The following is a 19,209-nucleotide window of genomic DNA, read 5'->3' as shown; positions in this document are numbered from 1 at the left end:
ATAATCATACTCTTATGAGAAAGTTAGATTCTAAAGTACCTCCTGGTCCCTTAGCCGAAAAATGGGTTAAATATCGCTCAACTATGCCGCTAGTAGCCCCCAACAACAAACGTCGACTAGATGTTATCGTTGTCGGTACCGGCCTAGCAGGTGCCTCTGCTGCAGCAACCCTAGGAGAGTTAGGCTATAATGTTTCTTGTTTTACTTTTCATGATAGCCCCCGCCGCGCTCACTCTATCGCCGCCCAAGGTGGAATCAATGCCGCCAAAAATTACCGAAATGATGGCGATAGCGTTTACCGCCTTTTCTATGATACAATCAAAGGAGGTGACTACCGCTCTAGAGAAGCCAATGTGCACCGCCTAGCCGAAGCCTCTACCGATATTATTGACCAATGTGTGGCCCAAGGGGTGCCCTTCGCCCGCGAATATGGTGGAGAACTCTCTACCCGCTCTTTTGGTGGAGTACAGGTCTCTCGTACTTTCTACGCCCGTGGCCAAACTGGCCAACAACTTTTGTTGGGCGCCTATAGTGCCCTCTCTCGCCAAATCTCTTTGGGTAACGTGAGCATGTATAACCGCCACGAAATGCTCGATCTAGTGGTCGTAGACGGTAAAGCCCGAGGAATCATCGCCCGTAACCTCCTCAATGGTAAAATTGAACGCTATGCCGCTCATGCCGTTGTGCTCGGTACCGGCGGATACGGTAATGTCTATTATCTCTCTACTAACGCTATGGGATGTAATGTCTCTGCCGCCTGGAGAGCCCACCGCCGTGGTGCCTATTTTGCCAACCCTTGCTATTGCCAAATTCACCCCACCTGTATTCCCGTTTCTGGCGATTATCAGTCTAAACTAACACTGATGTCAGAATCTCTCCGTAATGACGGACGGGTATGGGTGCCCAAGGAAATGGCTATGGTCGAAAAACTCCGAAAAGGAGAAGTTAAACCCGAAAATGTAGCCGAAGAAGATCGCGACTATTACCTAGAACGCATCTATCCCGCTTTCGGTAACTTGGTGCCCCGTGATGTAGCCTCTAGAGCCGCTAAATATGTCTGTGATGAAGGACGCGGAGTTGGACCAACTGGCCTCTCTGTTTACCTAGATTTCGCAACAAATACTATGCGCTATGGCCGATCTGTAGCCATCTCTAAAGGCCAGCCCGATGCCTCTGAAGCAAAGATCCGCCAATGGGGTAAAGAAGTGGTTTCTGCAAAATATGGTAACCTCTTCGAAATGTACGAGAAGATTACTGGCGAAAATCCCTACGAAACCCCCATGCGGATCTATCCCGCTATCCACTATACTATGGGCGGACTTTGGGTAGATTATAACCTAGAAACAACCATCCCCGGCCTCTTCGCCCTAGGCGAATGTAATTTCTCTGATCATGGCGCTAACCGCCTCGGTGCCTCTGCCCTGATGCAAGGTCTAGCCGATGGCTACTTCGTTATCCCTTACACTATCGGTACTTTCTTGGCCGACGAAATCCGTACGCCAAGAATTAGCCCCGAACAAGCTGCTTTCGATCAAGCAGAAAATGAAGTGAAGGATCGCATCGAGAAATTACTCAGCATCCAAGGAAACCGCTCTGTAGAGTCTTTCCACCGCGAACTAGGCGTAGATATTATGTGGGAGTACTGCGGTATGGCCCGTAATGCCGATGGCCTCAAAACCGCCCAGCAAAAGGTCCGCAAACTCCGCGATGAGTTCTGGAAAAATGTGTTCGTCCCCGGCGCTGCCAACGAATATAACCCCGAACTCGAAAAAGCGCTCCGCGTAGCCGATTTCTTCGAACTCGCCGAGGTAATGATCATGGACGCCCTAGATCGTAAAGAATCTTGCGGTGGCCACTTCCGCGATGAATACGCTACTTCAGAAGGAGAAGCCCAACGTAATGATAAAGAATATGCTTATGTAGCCGCCTGGGAGTTTAAAGGCCCCGGCCAAGCCGAACTCCACAAAGAAGAACTCACCTTCGAAAATGTAGAACTCAAAACCCGTAGCTACAAGTAATTCTTTTCACATCTATTGACTATTTAAACTCCATATATTATGGCTCATGACGAAATTAGACTGACGCTCAACGTCTGGAGACAAAAAAGTGCAGGCCAAGCCGGTAAGTTCGAAAGCTATCAGGTAACTGCCAATACCCATATGTCTTTCCTCGAAATGTTGGACGTCCTCAACGAACAACTCAACTCCCAAAAGAAAGACCCCGTCGCTTTTGAACACGATTGCCGCGAGGGGATCTGCGGAGCTTGTAGCCTCGTAATCAATGGCCGCCCACATGGCCCTATGCAAGGGACCACTACCTGCCAATTGCATATGCGCCACTTCGATGATGGCGATACGATCTGGATCGAACCCTACCGCGCTAAGGCTTTCCCCGTAGTGAAGGACCTTGTGGTAGACCGCTCTGCCTTCGATCGCATTATCCAATCTGGTGGCTACGTTTCTGTAAATACTGGGGGTACTCCCGACGGTAACGCTATTCCTATCGAACAAGAAGTAGCCGCCAAGGGCTTTAATGCCGCCGCTTGTATTGGCTGTGGCGCCTGTGTGGCCGCCTGCCCCAATGCCTCGGCTATGCTCTTTACCTCGGCCAAAGTAACGCATTTGGCCACTATGCCGCAAGGTCATGTAGAGGCCCAACAACGTGTACTCAATATGGTCAGCCAAATGGATGGCGAGGGCTTTGGCCTTTGCTCTAATATTGGCGCCTGCGAGGCCGAATGCCCCAAGGAAATCTCTATCGAGAATATCGCTCAGATGAACCGCGAGTATATTGCCGCTGTCTTTGGCTCTAACCGCCAAGCTGCTAAATAAACCGCTTCCTCTGACCCCCAATTTATACTGGTCAGTGCCTCTTTAGGTGCTGACCTTTTTTTTGGGGCCTCCGCCTCGCTACGCTCGTCGGCGCTACGCTTTGGGGCTCGCTGTTCGCTCGGCCCTGCGGCGGCTGCACCGCCTAGGTCTGGCCTGACGGCCACCCCGCCGCATCGCTAGGCCGCTCAGCTGTCTTTTTTCAGCCTAAGTTTCTTCTTCGGCCTTTGATCTCTGTCAATGGGTATAGCCCTGGGCTGAAGCCCAGGGTTATTGACTGATCGAACTGACGGACTAAAGTCCTTGTTCGCTTTTCTACTTCTAAGGCTATTCACTAAACAAGAAAATGAGCCCAAACCCTAGCCGCAAACAAGGGCTTTAGCCCGCTAGTTTGCATAGCCCCACAACCATGGGCTTCAGCCCATGGGCCCAAAACTACCCAAACGGCCAAAGAAAAAAGACAGATGAGCGGCCAGAACAAGCCCTTGTATATCAACAGTTGAGGCCCTTGTCAGGGCTGACTCCATTGGATTAGCCTAGGGGCTTGTCCCTGGGCGACTATTGGCCAAATCCCAACAAGCTAAAGGCCCAAATTTTATTCTAATACACAAAATCCGGAACAGTCCCTACCCAGCTAGCAACCAGACCTAGCCAGCTAGCAACCAGACCTACTCAGCTAGCAACCAGACCTAGCCAGCTAGCAGCCAGACCTAACTTTTGCCCTTTTTCATTTTGTTGCCTTATTTTTACTTTTAACAGCTTCCTAACAATTGGGGCTAAAGTCCCTCTATCTGCCGCCTAAAGGCCGCAGCCAATCCGGTTGGGCGATCATCTTTCTCGCCGCAGGAGCTTAAAAGCCCCTGCTTCTTGGATAGAAGGCAGGGACTTAGATTTTTCAGGTCCTGCGGCTTTTAAGCTGCAGGCCAAGGGGCGATAAAGAGCTAGCTAGATGGATCCTAATCTGGCTGCGGGTTTTAACCTGCAGCTATGGCCGAAGGCCATTCGGCCTAGCGATGCGAAAGGGGGCGGCGAAGCCGCAGACCAAGGCCGTCAGGCCGCAGGGCCGAGCAGACCTGCGAGCCCTGAAGCGTAGCGCCCGCCGAAGGCGGGAGGCCCCAAATCCTTGCAAAAGACATAATTGAAACAACTATTTGAGGAAAAAAAACGTCTTGTTAATAAAGACCTAATGAAAGCCACTGTACTCTACTCCCTTATTTTTATTTTCTTGAGCTACCTAGGTGCCGCCCAGAGCTTTGAAAGCCCCGAAGAACTCCTTTTTGCCGCCATATTTGAGCAAGACCTAGAGCAGATAGAGGCGGCTTTGGGGCAGGGGGCGCAGTTGGATAGTCGCTACACTTATAGCCGCTATGCCGAGGATTGTTTTTATTGGACCCCCATGATGGCCGCCTGCGCCATGGGGCAAGTTGAGGTGGTGCGGCTGTTGCAAGATAATGGGGCTAGCCTTTGGGCCCCTTTGATGGAAGGTTGGCGATCTGCTGGACCATTGAGCCAAAAGGGGAGCCGGCCCCTACATGTAGCCGCCGCCTACGGAAGCGTTGAGGTGGCCGATTTTTTACTGCAAAGAGGCGCTTTGGTCAATGCCGGCCCCAAGCATTATACTCCCTTATTTTATGCCCTGCAGGCCCCCGCCGCCAAGCGAGAAGAGCTCATTAGCCTATTGCTCTCTTATGGGGCCGATTATCGACAGCCGGGCATCTTGGCCGAGGCCATTGCGCAGGGCGAAACAGACTGGGCCAAAAAATGGTTGCGCAAACAAGCGCCCGCCAAGGCCAAACGCCCCAATTGTCCGGGCGCTTGTAGCCCCTTAGAATTGGCCATACAAAAAGAAGCCAACGAACTCCTGCCCCTGCTCAAGCAAAAAGGGGCCAAATTGGTCCCTACAGCAGGAGCGCCCCCCTTATTAGAACAGGCCTTTTTGGCCCAAAATCTCTTTGCTTTTCAGTGGCTCTACCGCCAAGGACTACGGCCCGATGCCGTCCTTTTGGCCCTAGTCGAAAATAGCTCCTCTAGCTGGCAGAAACTCTTGAAAAATGGGCAGCTACAGGCCGAAGATCGCCGTTTTTTGGCTCTGCTCAAAGACCCCATCTTTCAGCAAATTGAACTGAGCGAAGAACCCCTGAAAAATATGCAATGGCGCAGCCTGAGCGGAGGCTTTATTAGTCTGCAACAACTGCAAGGCGAATGGCTGCTGATTGTGCCCTGGGCCAGCTGGTGCAAAAGCTGTAAAGAGCAGCTTATTTCTCTGCATAAATTACAGGAAAAACAGAAAAATTGGCGGATTTTAGTCATTTCTCTAGACCCCAAACCCTATTCCTTAGAAGATTTTATGAAGGCCGAGAATCTGCCTTTTTTAGCCGCTCATGATCCTCAGCTTCATAGTATTAAGGCATGGGATTGGCGGGCCCCCGAATTGATTTTGCTAGACCCGCAAGGCTGGCAACGCAGCCGCTCTAAGCAGGCCCTAGACTGGCACAAAAAGCCCCTTAGCCGCTTTTTGCAATTGCAGCGAAAACGCTATCCCGCTAGACCATAAAAAAAGGGCGACCGAGAAACGGTCGCCCTTTTTGGCTATTACATTTAGAAGCGAACATTGCCTAAGCCAGCCAAATCCTTGACCTCCTTGATGCACTCCTGGGCTCGTTTCCGAATCTCTTCGGAGCTGGCCTTAATTTGTTTCTTATACTCTTTTTTATTGCTCAAAACCTCGGCTCGTTTTTCCTTAAAGCCGCCAATCAATTGGCCCAAAGCCGTTTTTGCGGCCTCCTTGAGGTCCTTATAAGAAAGTTGTTGATTGGGGTCCTGATAAACGGCCAATAATTGCTCATGCTCAGTGAGATGTCCAGCGGCCTTAATCAAAGTAAAGAGGTTGTCTACCCCAGGGCTCATGATGCCTTGGGCCTGTTCTGCCCCCGTATCGGTTACGGCAGAACCCACCTTCTTAAAGAGGCGAGCTTCCTCCTCAAAAACACTGATATAGTGTTTTTCGCCTAGGCTTTTGCTCATTTTGCGGTTGGGGTCGGCCAAAGAGCGAATCTTAGGCGACTCCGTAAATAGGGGCTCGGGTAGCTCAAAAAACTCCTTGCCCACCGCCTGATTAAAGCGAGTAGCAATATTGCGAGTAAGTTCTAGATGCTGCTCTTGATCCTTGCCCACCGGCACATAATCGGCCCGATAAATTAGGATATCAGCTGCTTGCAAAACGGGGTAGCTAAACAAAGCCGCCGAGATAAAGCTATCTTTTTGGCCCTCTTTCACCTGTTGGCTTTTGTCCTTAAACTGCGTCATGCGGCTCAGTTCGCCATAAGAGCAAAAGCAGCTCAAAATCCAGCAAAGCTCGGCATGTTCGGGCACCAAAGATTGCAAAAAGAGATACTCTGGCTTTACGCCTAGGGCCAGAAGATTAAAAATCATGTTCCAGCTATTCTCCCGCAGTTTTTTGGTTTTATAGGGCATGGTCATAGCATGATAATCCACCACGCCAAAGGTGCAGTCGTAGTTTTCTTGTAGGCGCACCCAATTTTGGACCGCCCCAAAGTAGTTGCCCAAATGAAGGTCTCCGGTAGGTTGAATGGCTGAGAGAACGCGTTTTTTCATCTTCTTAAAAGTTCTTGGACCCAAGGGCCCACATGGTTATAGTAAAGAATCAAAGTTAAAAATCTTTTGGCTTTTGGGGCCTTTGCTTGCTGCTTTTTTGTCTGCTGTTAATTTTTGGGGCTGCCCCTCGCTTCGCTCGGGTCGGGCTATGTATTCCCGTTGGTCATCGAACTGGCGCCCCTTTGGGGCTGGTTGTCGCAGCTCGCTGTTACTTGCTTCGCTGCGTCGGCTCCCGTTGGTCGGGTCGCTCGGCCCTGCGCCGCCAAAGGCGGCTGGGTCTGGCCTTCGGCCACTGCTTTCTATCCCTCAGCCTGCGGCGGCTCCGCCGCCTGTCCACCGCAAAATGGACCAAAAAAACGCTCTACCTTTGAGGTAGAGCGAACTAAAAAATATGGACCCATTAAAGGAGCTTATTCAATCATCAAGCAGGCCAGGGCATTGGCGTATTCTCCTTGTTGGATGAGGGTACGGGCATAGCGTTCTTGCATCTCAAAGCGGGCTGAAGAGCCTGCGGGGGCTAGCTCGAGCAAATTGGCCAAATTATCATCTTTTTGGACCAATTGTTCTATTTCTTGAGGAGTGGGTAGGGCCATTAGGCCAGCCATGCAAGCAATTTCACTCCCCTTAAGGGTATTGCTCTGGCGGATGTGCGCTGGCAGTTGGTCAAAGCCTAGGGCCAAATCAGAAGGGTTCTGATAGATAGAGAAAAGGGCATCTCCGCTGGCGCGCACATAATAGGCTCGGCCAAGGCGGCCCACCAAATCGAGTTTGTGAGGGTCAATGCGGTTGCGTTCATCAATAACGGCCTCATCAATATGGAAGCGCTGCACTTTGCAGAACATGAGGTTGCCGGCTCCGCCATGCTCTCCCAAGCTAACAATTTGCTCCACTTTGCACTCAAACTGCACGGGAGATTCGGCAATGCGGAAGGGCGCCACGGTTTCTGCGGCTAGGGGCGTAAAGCCCGCTTTGGCAAATTCATCAATATGGGCCGGATAAGAAATGCTGGCTAGGGTCATTTGTTGGACCATATCGTAGGTGACCACATTGATGACTACCTCTTGATTTGCCTGAATATTGTGTAAGGTATCTTTGGTGGTATTTCCTCTAACCGTTCGGTTAGAAGAGAAGACCATCATGGGCGGATTAGAGGAAAAGGCATTGAAAAAGCTATAGGGCGCAATATTGGCCAGCCCATTTTCATCAATGGTAGAAACAAAAGCAATGGGACGAGGGGCAATGGCCCCCACCATAAACTGATGCAGGTCTTTAATTTCTAGGTCTTGAGGGTTGATGCTACGCATTTTTGACATGAGTCAATTTATTTTAAGAGCGATTCGATAGTAATATGGTCGGCGATATTTTTGCCGTAATGCACTTGTTCTAGTTCTTGGTTATCTTGAATAACAAAATCGGCAGGGATAATAGGGCCGGGGCGGTCGCCTTTTTTGGGGTATTTTTCTCCATCATAGGCTTTCTTCCCATTTTTGGCTGCCTTGCGGACCTTTTTGCTAAAAATGGAATTTCGGACTTTTCCCGCAGACTTTTCAATTTTATAGGCTTCAAAAAGTTCTTCGTCGGGATCGGCTACGGCAATAAAGGGGAGTTCTGCATCTTCGGCTAGGGCCTTGAGGCGGTCTAGGGGGCTAGGATAAACCACAATAACGGCATAGCCTTGAGCTTTGAGGGCCTCATAATTATCTTTGAGCTCATGGGTTCTCAGGTTGCAGACGGGGCACCAGACTGGTCTTAAAAAAGTGATAAGGACCTTATCATTTTCCTTCAGCAGCTCTTTGAGCTTATAGTTTTTGCCGTCTATGGCTTCAAAGGTAGTTTTGGGGGCTTTTTCGCCTTGCTGTAGGCGTTCTGTTTGGGCTTGGGCCAAATTAAACTGGCCAATGAGAAGGCCCAAAAATAAGAGTAAGCTACGCATAGGTAAATTGTTTTGGGGAGGGGGAGAAATAAAATTTGGCTTAAAGTACGTTCTTTTATTAGCCGAGGTTCTCAAGGAAATGATAAAATAGTTTTAAGAAAGCACAAAAAAAGGCAAGCCATCTGGCTTGCCTTTCATTTGCGGATGCTCATTAGCGGTCTCGCTTATTTTTCTTCACGCTGGATCGTCACCTTACGGTTAAGTTCAGCGCCAGATTCGTCAGTAATTTGGAACATATAGGTACCGTCCTCTAGTGTTTCTACGTTGAGTGCGCGGTAGTTGCTACCTTCAGTTACTTCCATAACACGGTGAGCAGCTAGTTCATAGCCCTCTTCGTCAAACATTTTCATGGTCAATTCTTTCTGCTCTTGAGATTTTAGAGAGAAAACATAGACATCATCTTGAACGGGATCATCAGAGGCTACCATTTCGATATCTAGGACCTTGGCTACTTTTTCGGCAGACATAAGGCTAGTATAAATTGTAGCTACAACTTCACGGTCATCGCCATTGTCCATAAGGAGAATAACAGCAACCATCTTGTCTTCATGGTTAGGGTTGGCAGCGAAAGCGTTGCTGGCATTGAAGCCAAGAACAAGCGCTAGGACGAAAGATAGAATTTTCATATCGATCAATGTTAAGAGTAGTGTAGATAAAAAGAGTAGATTAGAAATAGCAGGCGAAAACACTCCTTTTGAGTGCTTTTTAGATAGAGACGTACTGGGGTTGAGGTAGTCACTTTTATAAAGGACTTTTCTTTTTGGGAAAAGCGGCAAACCACCGAAGACAGAAAAAATTGCTTATCTTTGGTCTTGCCCTAACAAAAATAAGTACAAGTCCTTAGAGTTCAAAATTTTAGGATTTGAAATATAACATTTTCTTGAAAATTATTTGGGTGTTCAATTTATTGATTTCCTGATGATTAGCATACTTTTAAGTTTTTGCTAGATGAGTTTAGAACAACAAATTGCGGTTTGCCATCAGTACTTAGATAACAGAACTGAGACCTTTAAGGTTCGTTATGGTTTAATTTTAGGTACGGGTTTAGGTCCTTTGGCGGAAGAAATTGAGGAAGTTCATCGTATTCCTTATGCAGAGATACCGCATTTTCCGGTATCTACGGTAGAGGGGCATGCGGGTTGTTTGATCTTTGGGTATTTGGCGGGGCAGCCGGTGGTGGCTATGTCGGGGCGTTTTCATTACTATGAGGGTTATTCGACCAAGGAGGCTACTTTTCCGGTACGTATATTTAAGGCTTTGGGGGTAGAGCGTTTGTTGATTTCTTCTGCGGTGGGCAGTGTGAATGGGTTGATGAATGCGGGCGACATTATTTTGGTCCGAGATCATATCAATTTTATTCCTGACCATCCGTTGCGGGGAAAGAACGACGATCGTTTGGGGCCTCGTTTTCCAGATATGAAAGAGGCCTATGATCATGCATTAAATGATCGGGTAGAAGCTAGGGCCAAGGCCATGGGGTTGTCCATTCATCAGGGGGTCTATTTGGCCCTACAGGGTCCAAATTTAGAAACGCCAGCAGAGTATCGGATGGCGCATATTTTGGGTGCGGATGTCATTGGGATGTCTACGGTGCCCGAGGTCATTGTGGCCAAGCATGCGGAGTTGCCTGTTTTGGTGACTTCTATTGTCTCGAATAAATGTTGGCCTTTGGAGGCTATTGAAGAGACCAGTTTAGAAGATGTTTTGGGGGTTGTAGAAAAAGCTTCGCCCAAACTTTCTGCTTTGGTCAAAACCTTATTGGAGGAGGAGATGCTGTAGGGCTTTGGCCCTAGCTGGGCGGCCAGGGGCCGCCTTTGTATGGCCTAGCGATGCGGCGGGGTGGCCGTTAGGCCAGACCGAGCCAGCTTGCTGGCGAAGGGCCGAGCAGACCTGCGAGCCCCAAAGCGTAGCGCCGCAGCTTTGCTGCGGAGGCCCCAAAAAACAATTAGAATATTATTTAACATAGAACTCAGCCTAGATGAGTTCATTTTGCGACGCAAAACACTATGAATAGCTTATTGAGCAAGCTGTCTGCGATTAAGGACAAATTTGAGTACCTGCAAGAGCAGCTTTCGGACCCCAGTATTTCTTCTGATATGAAGAAATTTATGAAGGTCAATAAAGAATATAAGGGTTTGGAGCCTTTGGTAAAAGCGCATGAGGAGTACAAAGCCATATTGGATGGCTTGGCCGAGTGCAAAGAAATTTTGGACCACTCTGATGAGGCCGAATTTAAGGAAATGGCCAAAATGGAGATGGACGAGCTTTTGGAGCGGCAGGGGCCATTGGAAGAGGACATCAAGCATATGTTGATTCCCAAAGACCCTGAAGATGAGAAAAACGTCACGATTGAAATCCGCTCGGGAGCGGGTGGAGATGAAGCGGCTATTTTTGCGGGCGATTTGCTTCGGATGTATGAGCGCTACATTGATAAAATGGGTTGGAAGCGGGAGTTGATCTCGGAAACGGCTAGTGGTTCTGGCGGTTACTCTAAAGTATTTATGGAAGTAACTGGCGATGGGGTTTATGGTCTGCTCAAATATGAGTCGGGCACACACCGAGTTCAGCGAGTGCCAAAAACGGAATCTCAGGGGCGGGTGCACACCTCTACGGCTACTGTGGCCATTATGCCTATTTTTGAGACCGAAGATATTCAGATCAATACTGCCGACTTGAGCTGGGATACTTTCCGGGCCAGTGGGGCAGGGGGGCAGCACGTAAACAAAACGGAATCTGCCGTGCGGGTTACGCACAAACCGACCGGGGTAGTGGTAGAATGCCAGGAAGGACGTTCGCAGCACCGCAACCGAGAGATTGCCTTACAAAAACTCTATGCTCGTTTGTTTGAATTGCAGCAGCAAGAGCAGCAAGATAGCATTACCGATTTGCGAAATAGCTTGGTGGTCTCTAGTGATCGCTCTTCAAAAATTCGGACCTACAACTATCCTCAAAACCGAGTGACGGACCACCGCATCAACTTTACCCGCTACAACCTAGGCGATATGATGAATGGAGCCATTGATGAGTTCATTGAGGCTATCCAAACTACCTATAATGCCGAGAAACTAAAAGCCAGCGAAGAAGTATAATTATGCAACATCTATTTACTTTTCTCAAAGGGATGGCCATGGGCGCTGCAGATGTGGTGCCTGGGGTTTCTGGCGGAACCGTAGCCTTTATTACGGGCATTTATGAGCGTTTGCTTCAGGGGATTAAGGGGGTTAATTTGGAGAACTTAAAAGTTTTGCAAAAAGAGGGAATCGCTGCCTTTTGGACCGCCATAGATGGCCATTTTTTATTGGCCCTTTTTGGGGGCATCTTTGTCAGTGTCTTGAGCTTGGCCTCTTTGCTTAGCTCGGCCCTAGAACATTACCCGCAGCTGCTTTGGTCCTTTTTTATGGGCTTGGTCTTGGCTTCGGCCCTATATGTTGGGCGGCAAATTAAGTGGAACAACCTGCCTTCTATTATCCTTTTGATTATGGGAGCGGGCATTGCCTACGGCATTACGCTTTTTGTGCCTACCGAAATGCCCAAAAGCTATTTGATGGCTTTTGTTTCTGGGGCTATTGCCATTTGTGCCATGATTTTACCTGGCATCTCGGGCAGTTTCATTTTGCTCCTGATGGGCATGTATAAGCATGTGATTGAGGCCATTCATGAAAAAGATATCCTCTTTCTCTTGGTCTTTATGATGGGCTGTGCTTTGGGCCTATTGAGTTTTGCTAGAATATTGAGCTGGCTGTTTGAGCATTATCGCTCGGCGGCTTTGGCTTTGCTCACGGGCTTTATGCTGGGCTCCCTGCCCAAAATTTGGCCCTGGCAAAATGTTATTCAAACACGCATCAATAGCCATGGCCAAGAAGAACCTTTCCTATTTCAATCTGTTTTGCCTAGCGCCTATGAAGGCGAACCCTACCTCTTGAGCGCCGCCCTTTTGGCCCTTTTGGGCTTCGCTTTGGTGTTTGGCCTAGAACGCCTAGGACAAAAAACAAGGGAATAAGAAAGTAAAACTTTGCTAGAAGTACTAAAAAATTATATTTTAGGGAGATAGAATCTCTAAATTGCTTTTTAAGCACCAAATGGTGCCCTAAATATTGACTCATGGGAAGACCTACACTCCGTCTATATGATGGCTATCGCCACACCTCCCCCCATCTGCGCGATGAGGTGGCCGAGCTACAAACATTACTCAAAGGTTATGGCTACCGCGTTCGCCCCGATGGCGAATTTGGTCCCTATACCGAGAATTGCGTCAAGCATTTCCAATATAAAAAAAGAATGACGCCTGACGGGATCGTAGGCCCTTCTACTTGGGCGGCCTTGCTGAATCGCCCCCAACCTTCGGGCAATTATCTTCAGTTTCAAACCTCCTACGCCAAAAATAATCCCCATTTGCTCAAGCAGTTGGCAGAGCTCAATGGCAAGTACAAAAATGCTGTGCTAAGAGTGTCGCAACAATACGGCATTCCCGCCTCCGTAATCGCTGGCATCGGCTCTAGAGAGTCGCATTGGGGCTTGGCCCTCACCCCTCCCGGCCCACATGGCACCGGAGATGGTGGCCACGGTAGAGGACTGATGCAGGTGGATGACCGCTGGCATGTCGCTTTTATCCAGTCTGGAAAATGGGCAAATGCTACCGAAAATATTATCTACGGCTGTGCCGTGCTCAAAAATTCTATGAACCTCTTTACCAAAAAGTTGGGCTGGAAAATGAGCAAACAACTCCTGCAAGCCGGTATCGCTGGCTATAACTGTGGGCCTTCTCGTGCCCTCAATGCCCATAAATCAGGCTACGATATTGACTACTACACCACAGGCCGAGATTATTCTCGAAATGTGCTAGAAAGAGCGGGCTGGTTCCAACTTCATGGCTGGAAATAAACCGCATATAACAAACTAAAGGGCTGTCCATCTGGATAGCCCTTTTTTTATGCCTCTAAGGATCTTTTTTTGGGGCTGCCCCGCCCTTCAGGCGGGTCGCTACGTTTCGGGGCTCGCAGGTCTGCTCGGCCCTGCAGCCGCCGCAGGCGGCTTTGGTCTGGCCTAACGGCCACCCCTGCACATCGCTCATCCGCTCATCTGTAACCACTGCTTTTAACTATAGCTCTTCGGCCCTTAATAGGCAAAAAACCAATAAGATAGACCTAAAAAATGAGATAAACAATAGAAAAATAAATTAGCTGTAAAACTCTTCAGATGCTTTGCAGAGCCCATCTCTTTTTTCTACATTTAGTAGTCAAGCAAGATTTTACCCCACTAAACTAACTAAAAAAGAATGAAAGCTAAGATTCAACCAGATTATGAAAATCTGACCCATGCCGCCTATGTTAAGGAGTTTAAACGCCTAGCCAAAATGGCCGAAACTCAAGCCAATGGCGAAGAAAATGCCGTTACTTTCTTTGTAAAACGTATGCACAAATTTGCCTGCGGCACAGAAGCTCCCCTAATGCTCCTCTCTAAAATGGATGCAAAATGGAAAAAGCAAGCTAAGGAAGACCTTAAAGGCGACAAAAAGATGATTCTTATCGCTAAAGCGCATTTTACCGCTAGCGAAAATGGCAATGTCCTAGAGCTTTCTCCCATCAAAGGAAATGCGCCCTTGGCCAAAATTGCTAAGGAAGGAAAAGCCCTACTCAAAAAGGCCAAATTTGCCCTCGTTAAGGCCGGAGAAGCTGTAAGCGCCGCCGCCGAAGGTGCCGCCGCCACTGAAGGAGAAGAAGAAGCGCCCAAAGAAGCCGCACAGCCAACAACAGAAGACAGTAAAACTACCGAAACCACCGAAACCACTAGCGATGATACCGCCGCCGCTGGAGCAGAGTCTGCCACTGTAGATCCTCAACTAGAAAAGAAAAAAGCCAAAGGACGTCAAGTAATGGCCAAAATGCTTGAAAACCTTCAGAAGATTGAAGCCAAACTGAAGAAATAAGCCAATACCATTCTCCTAACTAACTTTTAATGACCAACCTTATGGCAAATTTTGATAAAATCCAAGCTCGCTTGGAGCAGTATAATACAACCCTTGACCAACTCAAGGAGCTCTTTATGAGTGATGGGAAAATTGATGCCCAAGAACAAGAGCAAATCAACCAAATTGAAGCCGCTATTAGCCGCCTAGGCGAGCGCATCGGCTCGGCTACCGCTGCCGCAACTACTGCCGCAGAAACTCCCGCCGAAACAGGCAGCGAAACTACTGCCGCAGAAACTCCCGCCCCTACAGCTTCTTCTATTTCGGGCTCGGTGGGCAAAGGCGGAGACAATAAAGAGGCCGATGTGAAATTAGTCCAAGAACTCCTCAAGCAAAAGGGCCAAAATGTAGCCGTAGATGGCGATTGTGGACCCAAAACCATCGCCGCTATCAAAGCTTTCCAACAAGCAGAGTTTGGCTGGCAAGATGGCCGTATTGATCCAGGCGGAAAAAGCTGGGGCGCCCTCTCTGGCGGCGGAAGCTCTTCTAGCTCTTCAGCAGATAGCAGTAGCGCCGATGCTGCTGCCACAACAGAAGAAGCCGCTCCAACTGGAGAGCCCGTTCCCATTAAGGACCTTCAAGGATCTGTGGGCCAAGGCGGAAAAAATAATCCCGATGATGTCAAGGTGGTCCAAACCCTTCTCCGCGAAGAGTTTGACTATAAAGTGGACATTAGCGGAACTTGCGATAATAAGACCATTACCGCAATTAGTAATTTCCAAGCTACTAAATTGGGGGTAGGCAAACCCGATGGCCGTGTAGATCCAGCTGGAAAAAGCTGGAAGGGCCTCAATGGCGAAGGCTTACAAGAAGCCGCTATTCCTGGCCCAATGAATAAACCCAACTGGATCAAGGTAGCAGAGTCGGAGCTTGGCGTTACCGAAATCCCCGGCGCAGAAGATAACCCCCGAGTAATTGAGTATCACTCGACTACTGGTGGCTTCCGAGATGATGAGACGCCTTGGTGCGCCTCTTTTGTCAATTGGGTCATGAATAAGGCTGGCCAAGGTGGAACAGGCAGCGCAATGGCGATGTCTTGGGCCAAATATGGTAAAAAGGTGGATCAACCCGCCTATGGCGCTATTGCCGTTTTGAGCTATGGCGGCGGAAAAGGCCATGTGGGCTTTGTGGTCGGCAAAAAGGGCGGCAATGTCTTGCTTTTGGGCGGCAACCAAAGCAATATGGTGAAAATCTCTGCCTTTAGTACCAGCAAGATTCACGCTTATGTTTTCCCCAATAACTTTGAGGTTCCCGAAAACTACTATACCTTCGGCGAAGCAGAAGGCGATTTTGAGACTACAGATTTCTCTCAAACTCGTTAGGGCCAATTGGCGTTAGACGCAAAGGGGCGGTCGGAAAATCCGACCGCCCCTTTTTTGTCTTTTTCGGGCCCCTTGGGGCCTTTTGTCGAGCCGGCCCAGCGCTGCGCAGCCGTGGCCGCAGGCCAGACCCAAGGCGAAACGAAGTGGAGCCTGCAGGGCCGAGCAGACCTGCGAGCGGCGCAGCATAGCGGCGGCCGCCTTGGCAAAGCCAAGGCGGCCGCGGGCCCCAAAAAACAGCAGAAAAACTACTGCTCTTGCTCTTCGTTATTAAAGTAATTCATAAGGTCTGAAGAAACTCGGTCCATGCCATCTACGCCCATTTTGGCGGCAATTTGAAACATATTATTGGTCACTAGAGCCGTGGCAAGGGCCTCGGCGCCAGCAATATGAATGGTATCATTGACCTTTTCGTGAAGGCGGTTGAGGCGCAACATCATGCGGCCCAACTGCTGATAAAGTTCTAAATCTCGCTTCATTTCGGCCACATCAATATAGTCGGGCAAAACATCATGATGCTGTTCTGCCGCTCGAATTGTCTCCTCGACAAAGATTTCATTTTCTCTATGGAGTTTGGGGAAAGAAGCGCGCTCGTCTTGGGTAAGCGAGAGCAAAAAGGGGAGCTTTTCTTCAATTTGGGCCACTAGTTGGCGGACCTCTTCTACCATATCGGTAGTCAATTCAATAGAAATGCGGTTTTCGGCCATTGGATTTATTTTTAAATGAAATGAGCTTAATATCTCTTCAATATAGGCTTTTTTGAAGGAAAATGAAATTTTATGCCCCTGCTAATCTCGGCTATATCCCTGAAAAACCTCTTGCAAATGCCAGTCGAGGTAATCGTCTTTGGGCCGATATTTTTTGAGATGAGGCAGACGGATTTGCTGGGCCTGATGCCGCAATAAATAGTAATCTAAGCCCTCGCCATGCACCTTATGCGAGACCTGCATGCGCAGCGAATCATCAATTCGAAAAGCGCCTAAATCAAAGAGTTTGTGGTGCATGCTGCAAAGGGCCAGGCCATTTTCTGCCCGATCGGGCCCGCCCGCCTGATGCCATTTAATATGAGCGGCCTCTAAGGCCAAGGGCTGATGTCCCAGCCGCAAATTGAAGCCACAAACCGCACAGGCATAGCCATAGGCCTCTAAAATTTGGCCCCGAAAACGAGGGTCTCTTTTTCGCCTTTTGCTGAGCAAAAACGCCGGTTCTAGCTCTAGGCCCACGGCTTGCAAAATATTTTGGTGCAGACTTTCGGGGAAGTTGCGCTGCAAAAGCTGCTCGGCCAAATGCCCAACTAAATCGGGCTGCTCTCGCAAAAGCGCCTGCATCTCGGCAGGGAATTGGGCGCTGATGCCTTCTTCCCGGAGTCGTTTGGGCGAGCTATTAATTTTACCATTGATGCGATGCAGTTCGCTGAGCTCCCAGATCTTATCGGAGCTGAGGTAAACAAAAGGGTAGTTGGGGCCAGGAGCGCTATTGGGTGGACCAAACTCCCGAAAATAATCCTTCAGTTTTGCTTCTTCCTCGGCATACTGCAGTTTTGTTCGGCCCTGTTGCCAGGCGCCTAGGGCATACAGCAGCAAAAGCGGTTTGTGCGGGGCTCGTTTGCCTTTGGCTTTCCAGCTTTTGATTTTGGTCCAGCGAGTTTCTAGTTCTTTTCGGTCCATGACTTAAGGCGCTAAGCGTTCGATTTTCCATTTTTTCTCTTCGCCCTCAATTTTGTCTATGGTATAGCGAAGGCGGTCGTGCAGGCGGCTGCGGCGGCCCTGCCAAAACTCGAAGCGGTAGGGTCGGACCAAATAGCCGCCCCAGTTTTCGGGCATGGGGATCTCTGTCCCTTCTGGGTATTTTGCTTTCAGCTCGGCCAAGCGATCTTCCAAAACAGAACGATCGGCAATCAGTTGGCTTTGGGCCGAGGCTAGGGCGCCAAATTGGCTATCTCGAGGGCGAGAGCGGAAATACTGCTCAGAAGCTGAGGCACTTAATTTTTCGACTAGGCCATCTATGCGAATTTGGCGCTCCATTTCGATCCAAGCAAAGACTAAGGCGGCCTGTGGGTTCAAATCGATTTGCTGCCCTTTGGCGCTGCCATAATTAGTATAAAAATACAGGCCTTTTTCATCAAATCCCTTGAGCAGAACGATGCGGGCCGCGGGCCGCCCCTGTTCGTCTACGGTGGCCAAGGTCATGGCGTTGGGCTCGGGCAAATTGGCGTTTAAAGCGGCCTTGAACCAGTTTTCAAACTGCCGAAAAGGGCTTTCGGCTACCTCTGTTTCTAGCAAGGCTCCCATTTGATAATCTTCTCTTAATTGGGCGACCTTCTCATTTAAATCTCGATTCATATCCTTATCCTGTTTGAACTGAAAAAAACGGCTTACAGTAAGTTAGTACGAACTCCTTTAAAAGCGGCATTTGCTAGGCAGAAAATTAGCTTTCTGGTCCAAGGAAAGCGGTTTTTAATAGAGCGCGCTATAAAGCGCAGCAAAACTAATATCTTTGGGCTGCTCTCCGAAAACTTGTATAAAAATAGTGTATGTCTTATCTAGAAACTGCAAAATCGGTATTTGAGTTGGAGGCCAAGGCCCTTCAGCAACTTGGCCAAAAAATTAACAGTCATTTTGATGGGGCTGTTCAGGCTATTCTGAATTGCTCGGGCCGTTTGGTGGTCTGTGGCATGGGCAAATCGGGCCTAATCGGGAAAAAGATTGCGGCAACTTTGGCTAGTGTGGGTCGGCCGAGCTTTTTCCTCCACCCCTCAGAGGCCATTCATGGCGATTTGGGGATGCTGATGGAAAATGACTGCTTTTTGAGCCTTTCTAATTCGGGAGAAACGGATGAACTTTTGCAAATTTTGCCTCATATTCAAGCGCTGGAACTTCCGCATATTTGTATTGTGGGCCGCCCCAAATCAACCTTGGCCCGCTATGCCGATTTTGTCCTAGATGTGGGCGTTTCGGTAGAGGCTGCCCGCCTTCAGGCGGTTCCCTTGGCCTCTAGCCTGACCGCCCTAGCCATGGGCGATGCCCTAGCCGCGGCCTATATTGAGGCCAGCAATTTCCAACAGGCCGATTTTTTGCGCTATCATCCTGGCGGCAACCTGGGCAAGCGCCTGCTCACGAAGGTCCAAGAGGCTATGCAAAGCGAAAAAATGCCCCTTGTTGGTCCAAATGCCAATATGCAAGAGCTATTATTGACGATTTCGGCGGGGCAGTTGGGCCTAGCCATTGTTCAGGAGGCCGGAAAAGTGTTGGGCATTATTACCGATGGCGATTTGCGCCGCCAACTGAGCCAAACGGCCAATGATGCCTTTTTTGCCCTGCAGGCCAAAGCCCTAATGACCTCGGCCCCCAAAACAATTTCGCCCCAAGCCTCTTTGCTCGATGCCGAGGAGCAAATGCAGCAGCTGAGAATCAACGCCCTTTTGGTCCTTGAAGAAGAACGCCTGCTGGGGATTATTGCCAAGCAACATCTTAAGTAGGATTTGGGGCCTCCGCTGCGCTGCGCTTGCGGCGCTATGTTGCGGGGCTTTCTATTACCCACTTTTTAAAA

At 49.1% G+C, this 19,209-nt stretch carries 17 protein-coding genes; 10 read left to right on the top strand and 7 right to left on the bottom strand.

Going from position 1 to position 19,209, the window contains the following annotated elements:
- Window positions 1–14 precede the first annotated feature (14 nt).
- From SAPGRDRAFT_RS07535 to SAPGRDRAFT_RS07525, 3 genes are all read left to right on the top strand, one after another.
- A complete protein-coding gene (locus tag SAPGRDRAFT_RS07535) occupies window positions 15–2,018 on the top strand; it encodes a fumarate reductase/succinate dehydrogenase flavoprotein subunit (protein ID WP_002658447.1) in 2,004 nt (667 codons plus the stop codon).
- 39 nt (window positions 2,019–2,057) lie between these two features.
- The gene (locus SAPGRDRAFT_RS07530) at window positions 2,058–2,831 is read left to right on the top strand and encodes a succinate dehydrogenase/fumarate reductase iron-sulfur subunit (protein ID WP_002658445.1); all 774 of its coding nucleotides are present in this window, start codon (window positions 2,058–2,060) and stop codon (window positions 2,829–2,831) included.
- A gap of 1,135 nt (window positions 2,832–3,966) precedes the next feature.
- Window positions 3,967–5,382 (top strand): ankyrin repeat domain-containing protein, encoded by a 1,416-nt coding sequence (locus tag SAPGRDRAFT_RS07525; RefSeq protein WP_037349942.1) that lies wholly within the window; start codon window positions 3,967–3,969, stop codon window positions 5,380–5,382.
- Window positions 5,383–5,426: 44 nt separating this feature from the next.
- On the opposite strand, the gene trpS is transcribed toward SAPGRDRAFT_RS07525, so the two are convergent.
- The 4 genes from trpS to SAPGRDRAFT_RS07500 all read right to left on the bottom strand — a co-directional run bounded on the left by trpS (window position 5,427) and on the right by SAPGRDRAFT_RS07500 (window position 9,002).
- On the bottom strand, window positions 5,427–6,443 hold the full coding sequence (gene trpS, locus SAPGRDRAFT_RS07520) for a tryptophan--tRNA ligase (protein WP_002658442.1): 1,017 nt from the start codon (window positions 6,441–6,443) through the stop codon (window positions 5,427–5,429).
- 410 nt (window positions 6,444–6,853) lie between these two features.
- Window positions 6,854–7,756, bottom strand: a complete 903-nt coding sequence (locus SAPGRDRAFT_RS07510) for a flavin reductase family protein (protein WP_002658440.1) — start codon at window positions 7,754–7,756, stop codon at window positions 6,854–6,856.
- An 8-nt stretch (window positions 7,757–7,764) separates the two neighbouring features.
- The gene (locus tag SAPGRDRAFT_RS07505) at window positions 7,765–8,376 is read right to left on the bottom strand and encodes a redoxin domain-containing protein (RefSeq protein WP_002658439.1); all 612 of its coding nucleotides are present in this window, start codon (window positions 8,374–8,376) and stop codon (window positions 7,765–7,767) included.
- A gap of 164 nt (window positions 8,377–8,540) precedes the next feature.
- On the bottom strand, window positions 8,541–9,002 hold the full coding sequence (locus tag SAPGRDRAFT_RS07500; RefSeq protein ID WP_015692607.1) for a T9SS type A sorting domain-containing protein: 462 nt from the start codon (window positions 9,000–9,002) through the stop codon (window positions 8,541–8,543).
- 322 nt (window positions 9,003–9,324) lie between these two features.
- Between SAPGRDRAFT_RS07500 and SAPGRDRAFT_RS07495 the strand changes: the two genes are divergently transcribed.
- From SAPGRDRAFT_RS07495 to SAPGRDRAFT_RS07465, 6 genes are all read left to right on the top strand, one after another.
- Complete coding sequence (locus tag SAPGRDRAFT_RS07495) at window positions 9,325–10,155, top strand: purine-nucleoside phosphorylase (RefSeq protein WP_002658437.1); 831 nt, start codon at window positions 9,325–9,327, stop codon at window positions 10,153–10,155.
- A gap of 227 nt (window positions 10,156–10,382) precedes the next feature.
- Window positions 10,383–11,465, top strand: a complete 1,083-nt coding sequence (prfA, locus tag SAPGRDRAFT_RS07485; RefSeq protein ID WP_002658436.1) for a peptide chain release factor 1 — start codon at window positions 10,383–10,385, stop codon at window positions 11,463–11,465.
- Window positions 11,466–11,467: 2 nt separating this feature from the next.
- A complete protein-coding gene (locus SAPGRDRAFT_RS07480; protein ID WP_002658434.1) occupies window positions 11,468–12,376 on the top strand; it encodes a DUF368 domain-containing protein in 909 nt (302 codons plus the stop codon).
- Between the two features lie 101 nt (window positions 12,377–12,477).
- Entirely contained in the window at window positions 12,478–13,257 is a 780-nt protein-coding gene (locus SAPGRDRAFT_RS07475; RefSeq protein ID WP_002658433.1) for a peptidoglycan-binding protein, read from the top strand.
- 394 nt (window positions 13,258–13,651) lie between these two features.
- Window positions 13,652–14,302: a hypothetical protein gene (locus SAPGRDRAFT_RS07470; protein WP_002658431.1), complete on the top strand. Its 651-nt coding sequence runs from the start codon at window positions 13,652–13,654 to the stop codon at window positions 14,300–14,302.
- 41 nt (window positions 14,303–14,343) lie between these two features.
- Window positions 14,344–15,663 carry a TIGR02594 family protein gene (locus tag SAPGRDRAFT_RS07465; RefSeq protein ID WP_002658430.1) on the top strand — a complete coding sequence of 440 codons (1,320 nt, stop codon included), beginning with the start codon at window positions 14,344–14,346 and terminating at the stop codon, window positions 15,661–15,663.
- A 245-nt stretch (window positions 15,664–15,908) separates the two neighbouring features.
- Here the strand turns inward: SAPGRDRAFT_RS07465 and SAPGRDRAFT_RS07455 are convergent, their stop codons facing one another.
- The 3 genes from SAPGRDRAFT_RS07455 to pdxH form a co-directional block, all read right to left on the bottom strand.
- Window positions 15,909–16,367 carry a hypothetical protein gene (locus SAPGRDRAFT_RS07455; RefSeq protein ID WP_002658429.1) on the bottom strand — a complete coding sequence of 153 codons (459 nt, stop codon included), beginning with the start codon at window positions 16,365–16,367 and terminating at the stop codon, window positions 15,909–15,911.
- Window positions 16,368–16,448: 81 nt separating this feature from the next.
- The gene (locus SAPGRDRAFT_RS07450; RefSeq protein ID WP_002658428.1) at window positions 16,449–17,327 is read right to left on the bottom strand and encodes a phosphorothioated DNA-binding restriction endonuclease; all 879 of its coding nucleotides are present in this window, start codon (window positions 17,325–17,327) and stop codon (window positions 16,449–16,451) included.
- Between the two features lie 3 nt (window positions 17,328–17,330).
- Window positions 17,331–18,002: a pyridoxamine 5'-phosphate oxidase gene (gene pdxH, locus SAPGRDRAFT_RS07445; RefSeq protein ID WP_002658426.1), complete on the bottom strand. Its 672-nt coding sequence runs from the start codon at window positions 18,000–18,002 to the stop codon at window positions 17,331–17,333.
- Between the two features lie 191 nt (window positions 18,003–18,193).
- Here pdxH and SAPGRDRAFT_RS07440 point away from each other — a divergent pair, with 191 nt between their 5' ends.
- Window positions 18,194–19,138 (top strand): KpsF/GutQ family sugar-phosphate isomerase, encoded by a 945-nt coding sequence (locus SAPGRDRAFT_RS07440; protein WP_002658424.1) that lies wholly within the window; start codon window positions 18,194–18,196, stop codon window positions 19,136–19,138.
- Window positions 19,139–19,209 lie beyond the last annotated feature (71 nt).

It is taken from the genome of Saprospira grandis DSM 2844 (assembly GCF_000275825.1).
GTDB classification, from domain to species: Bacteria; Bacteroidota; Bacteroidia; order Chitinophagales; family Saprospiraceae; genus Saprospira; species Saprospira grandis_A.
The sequence above is the reverse complement of the archived record's forward strand: the minus strand, read 5'-3'. Positions and strand labels throughout refer to the sequence as shown.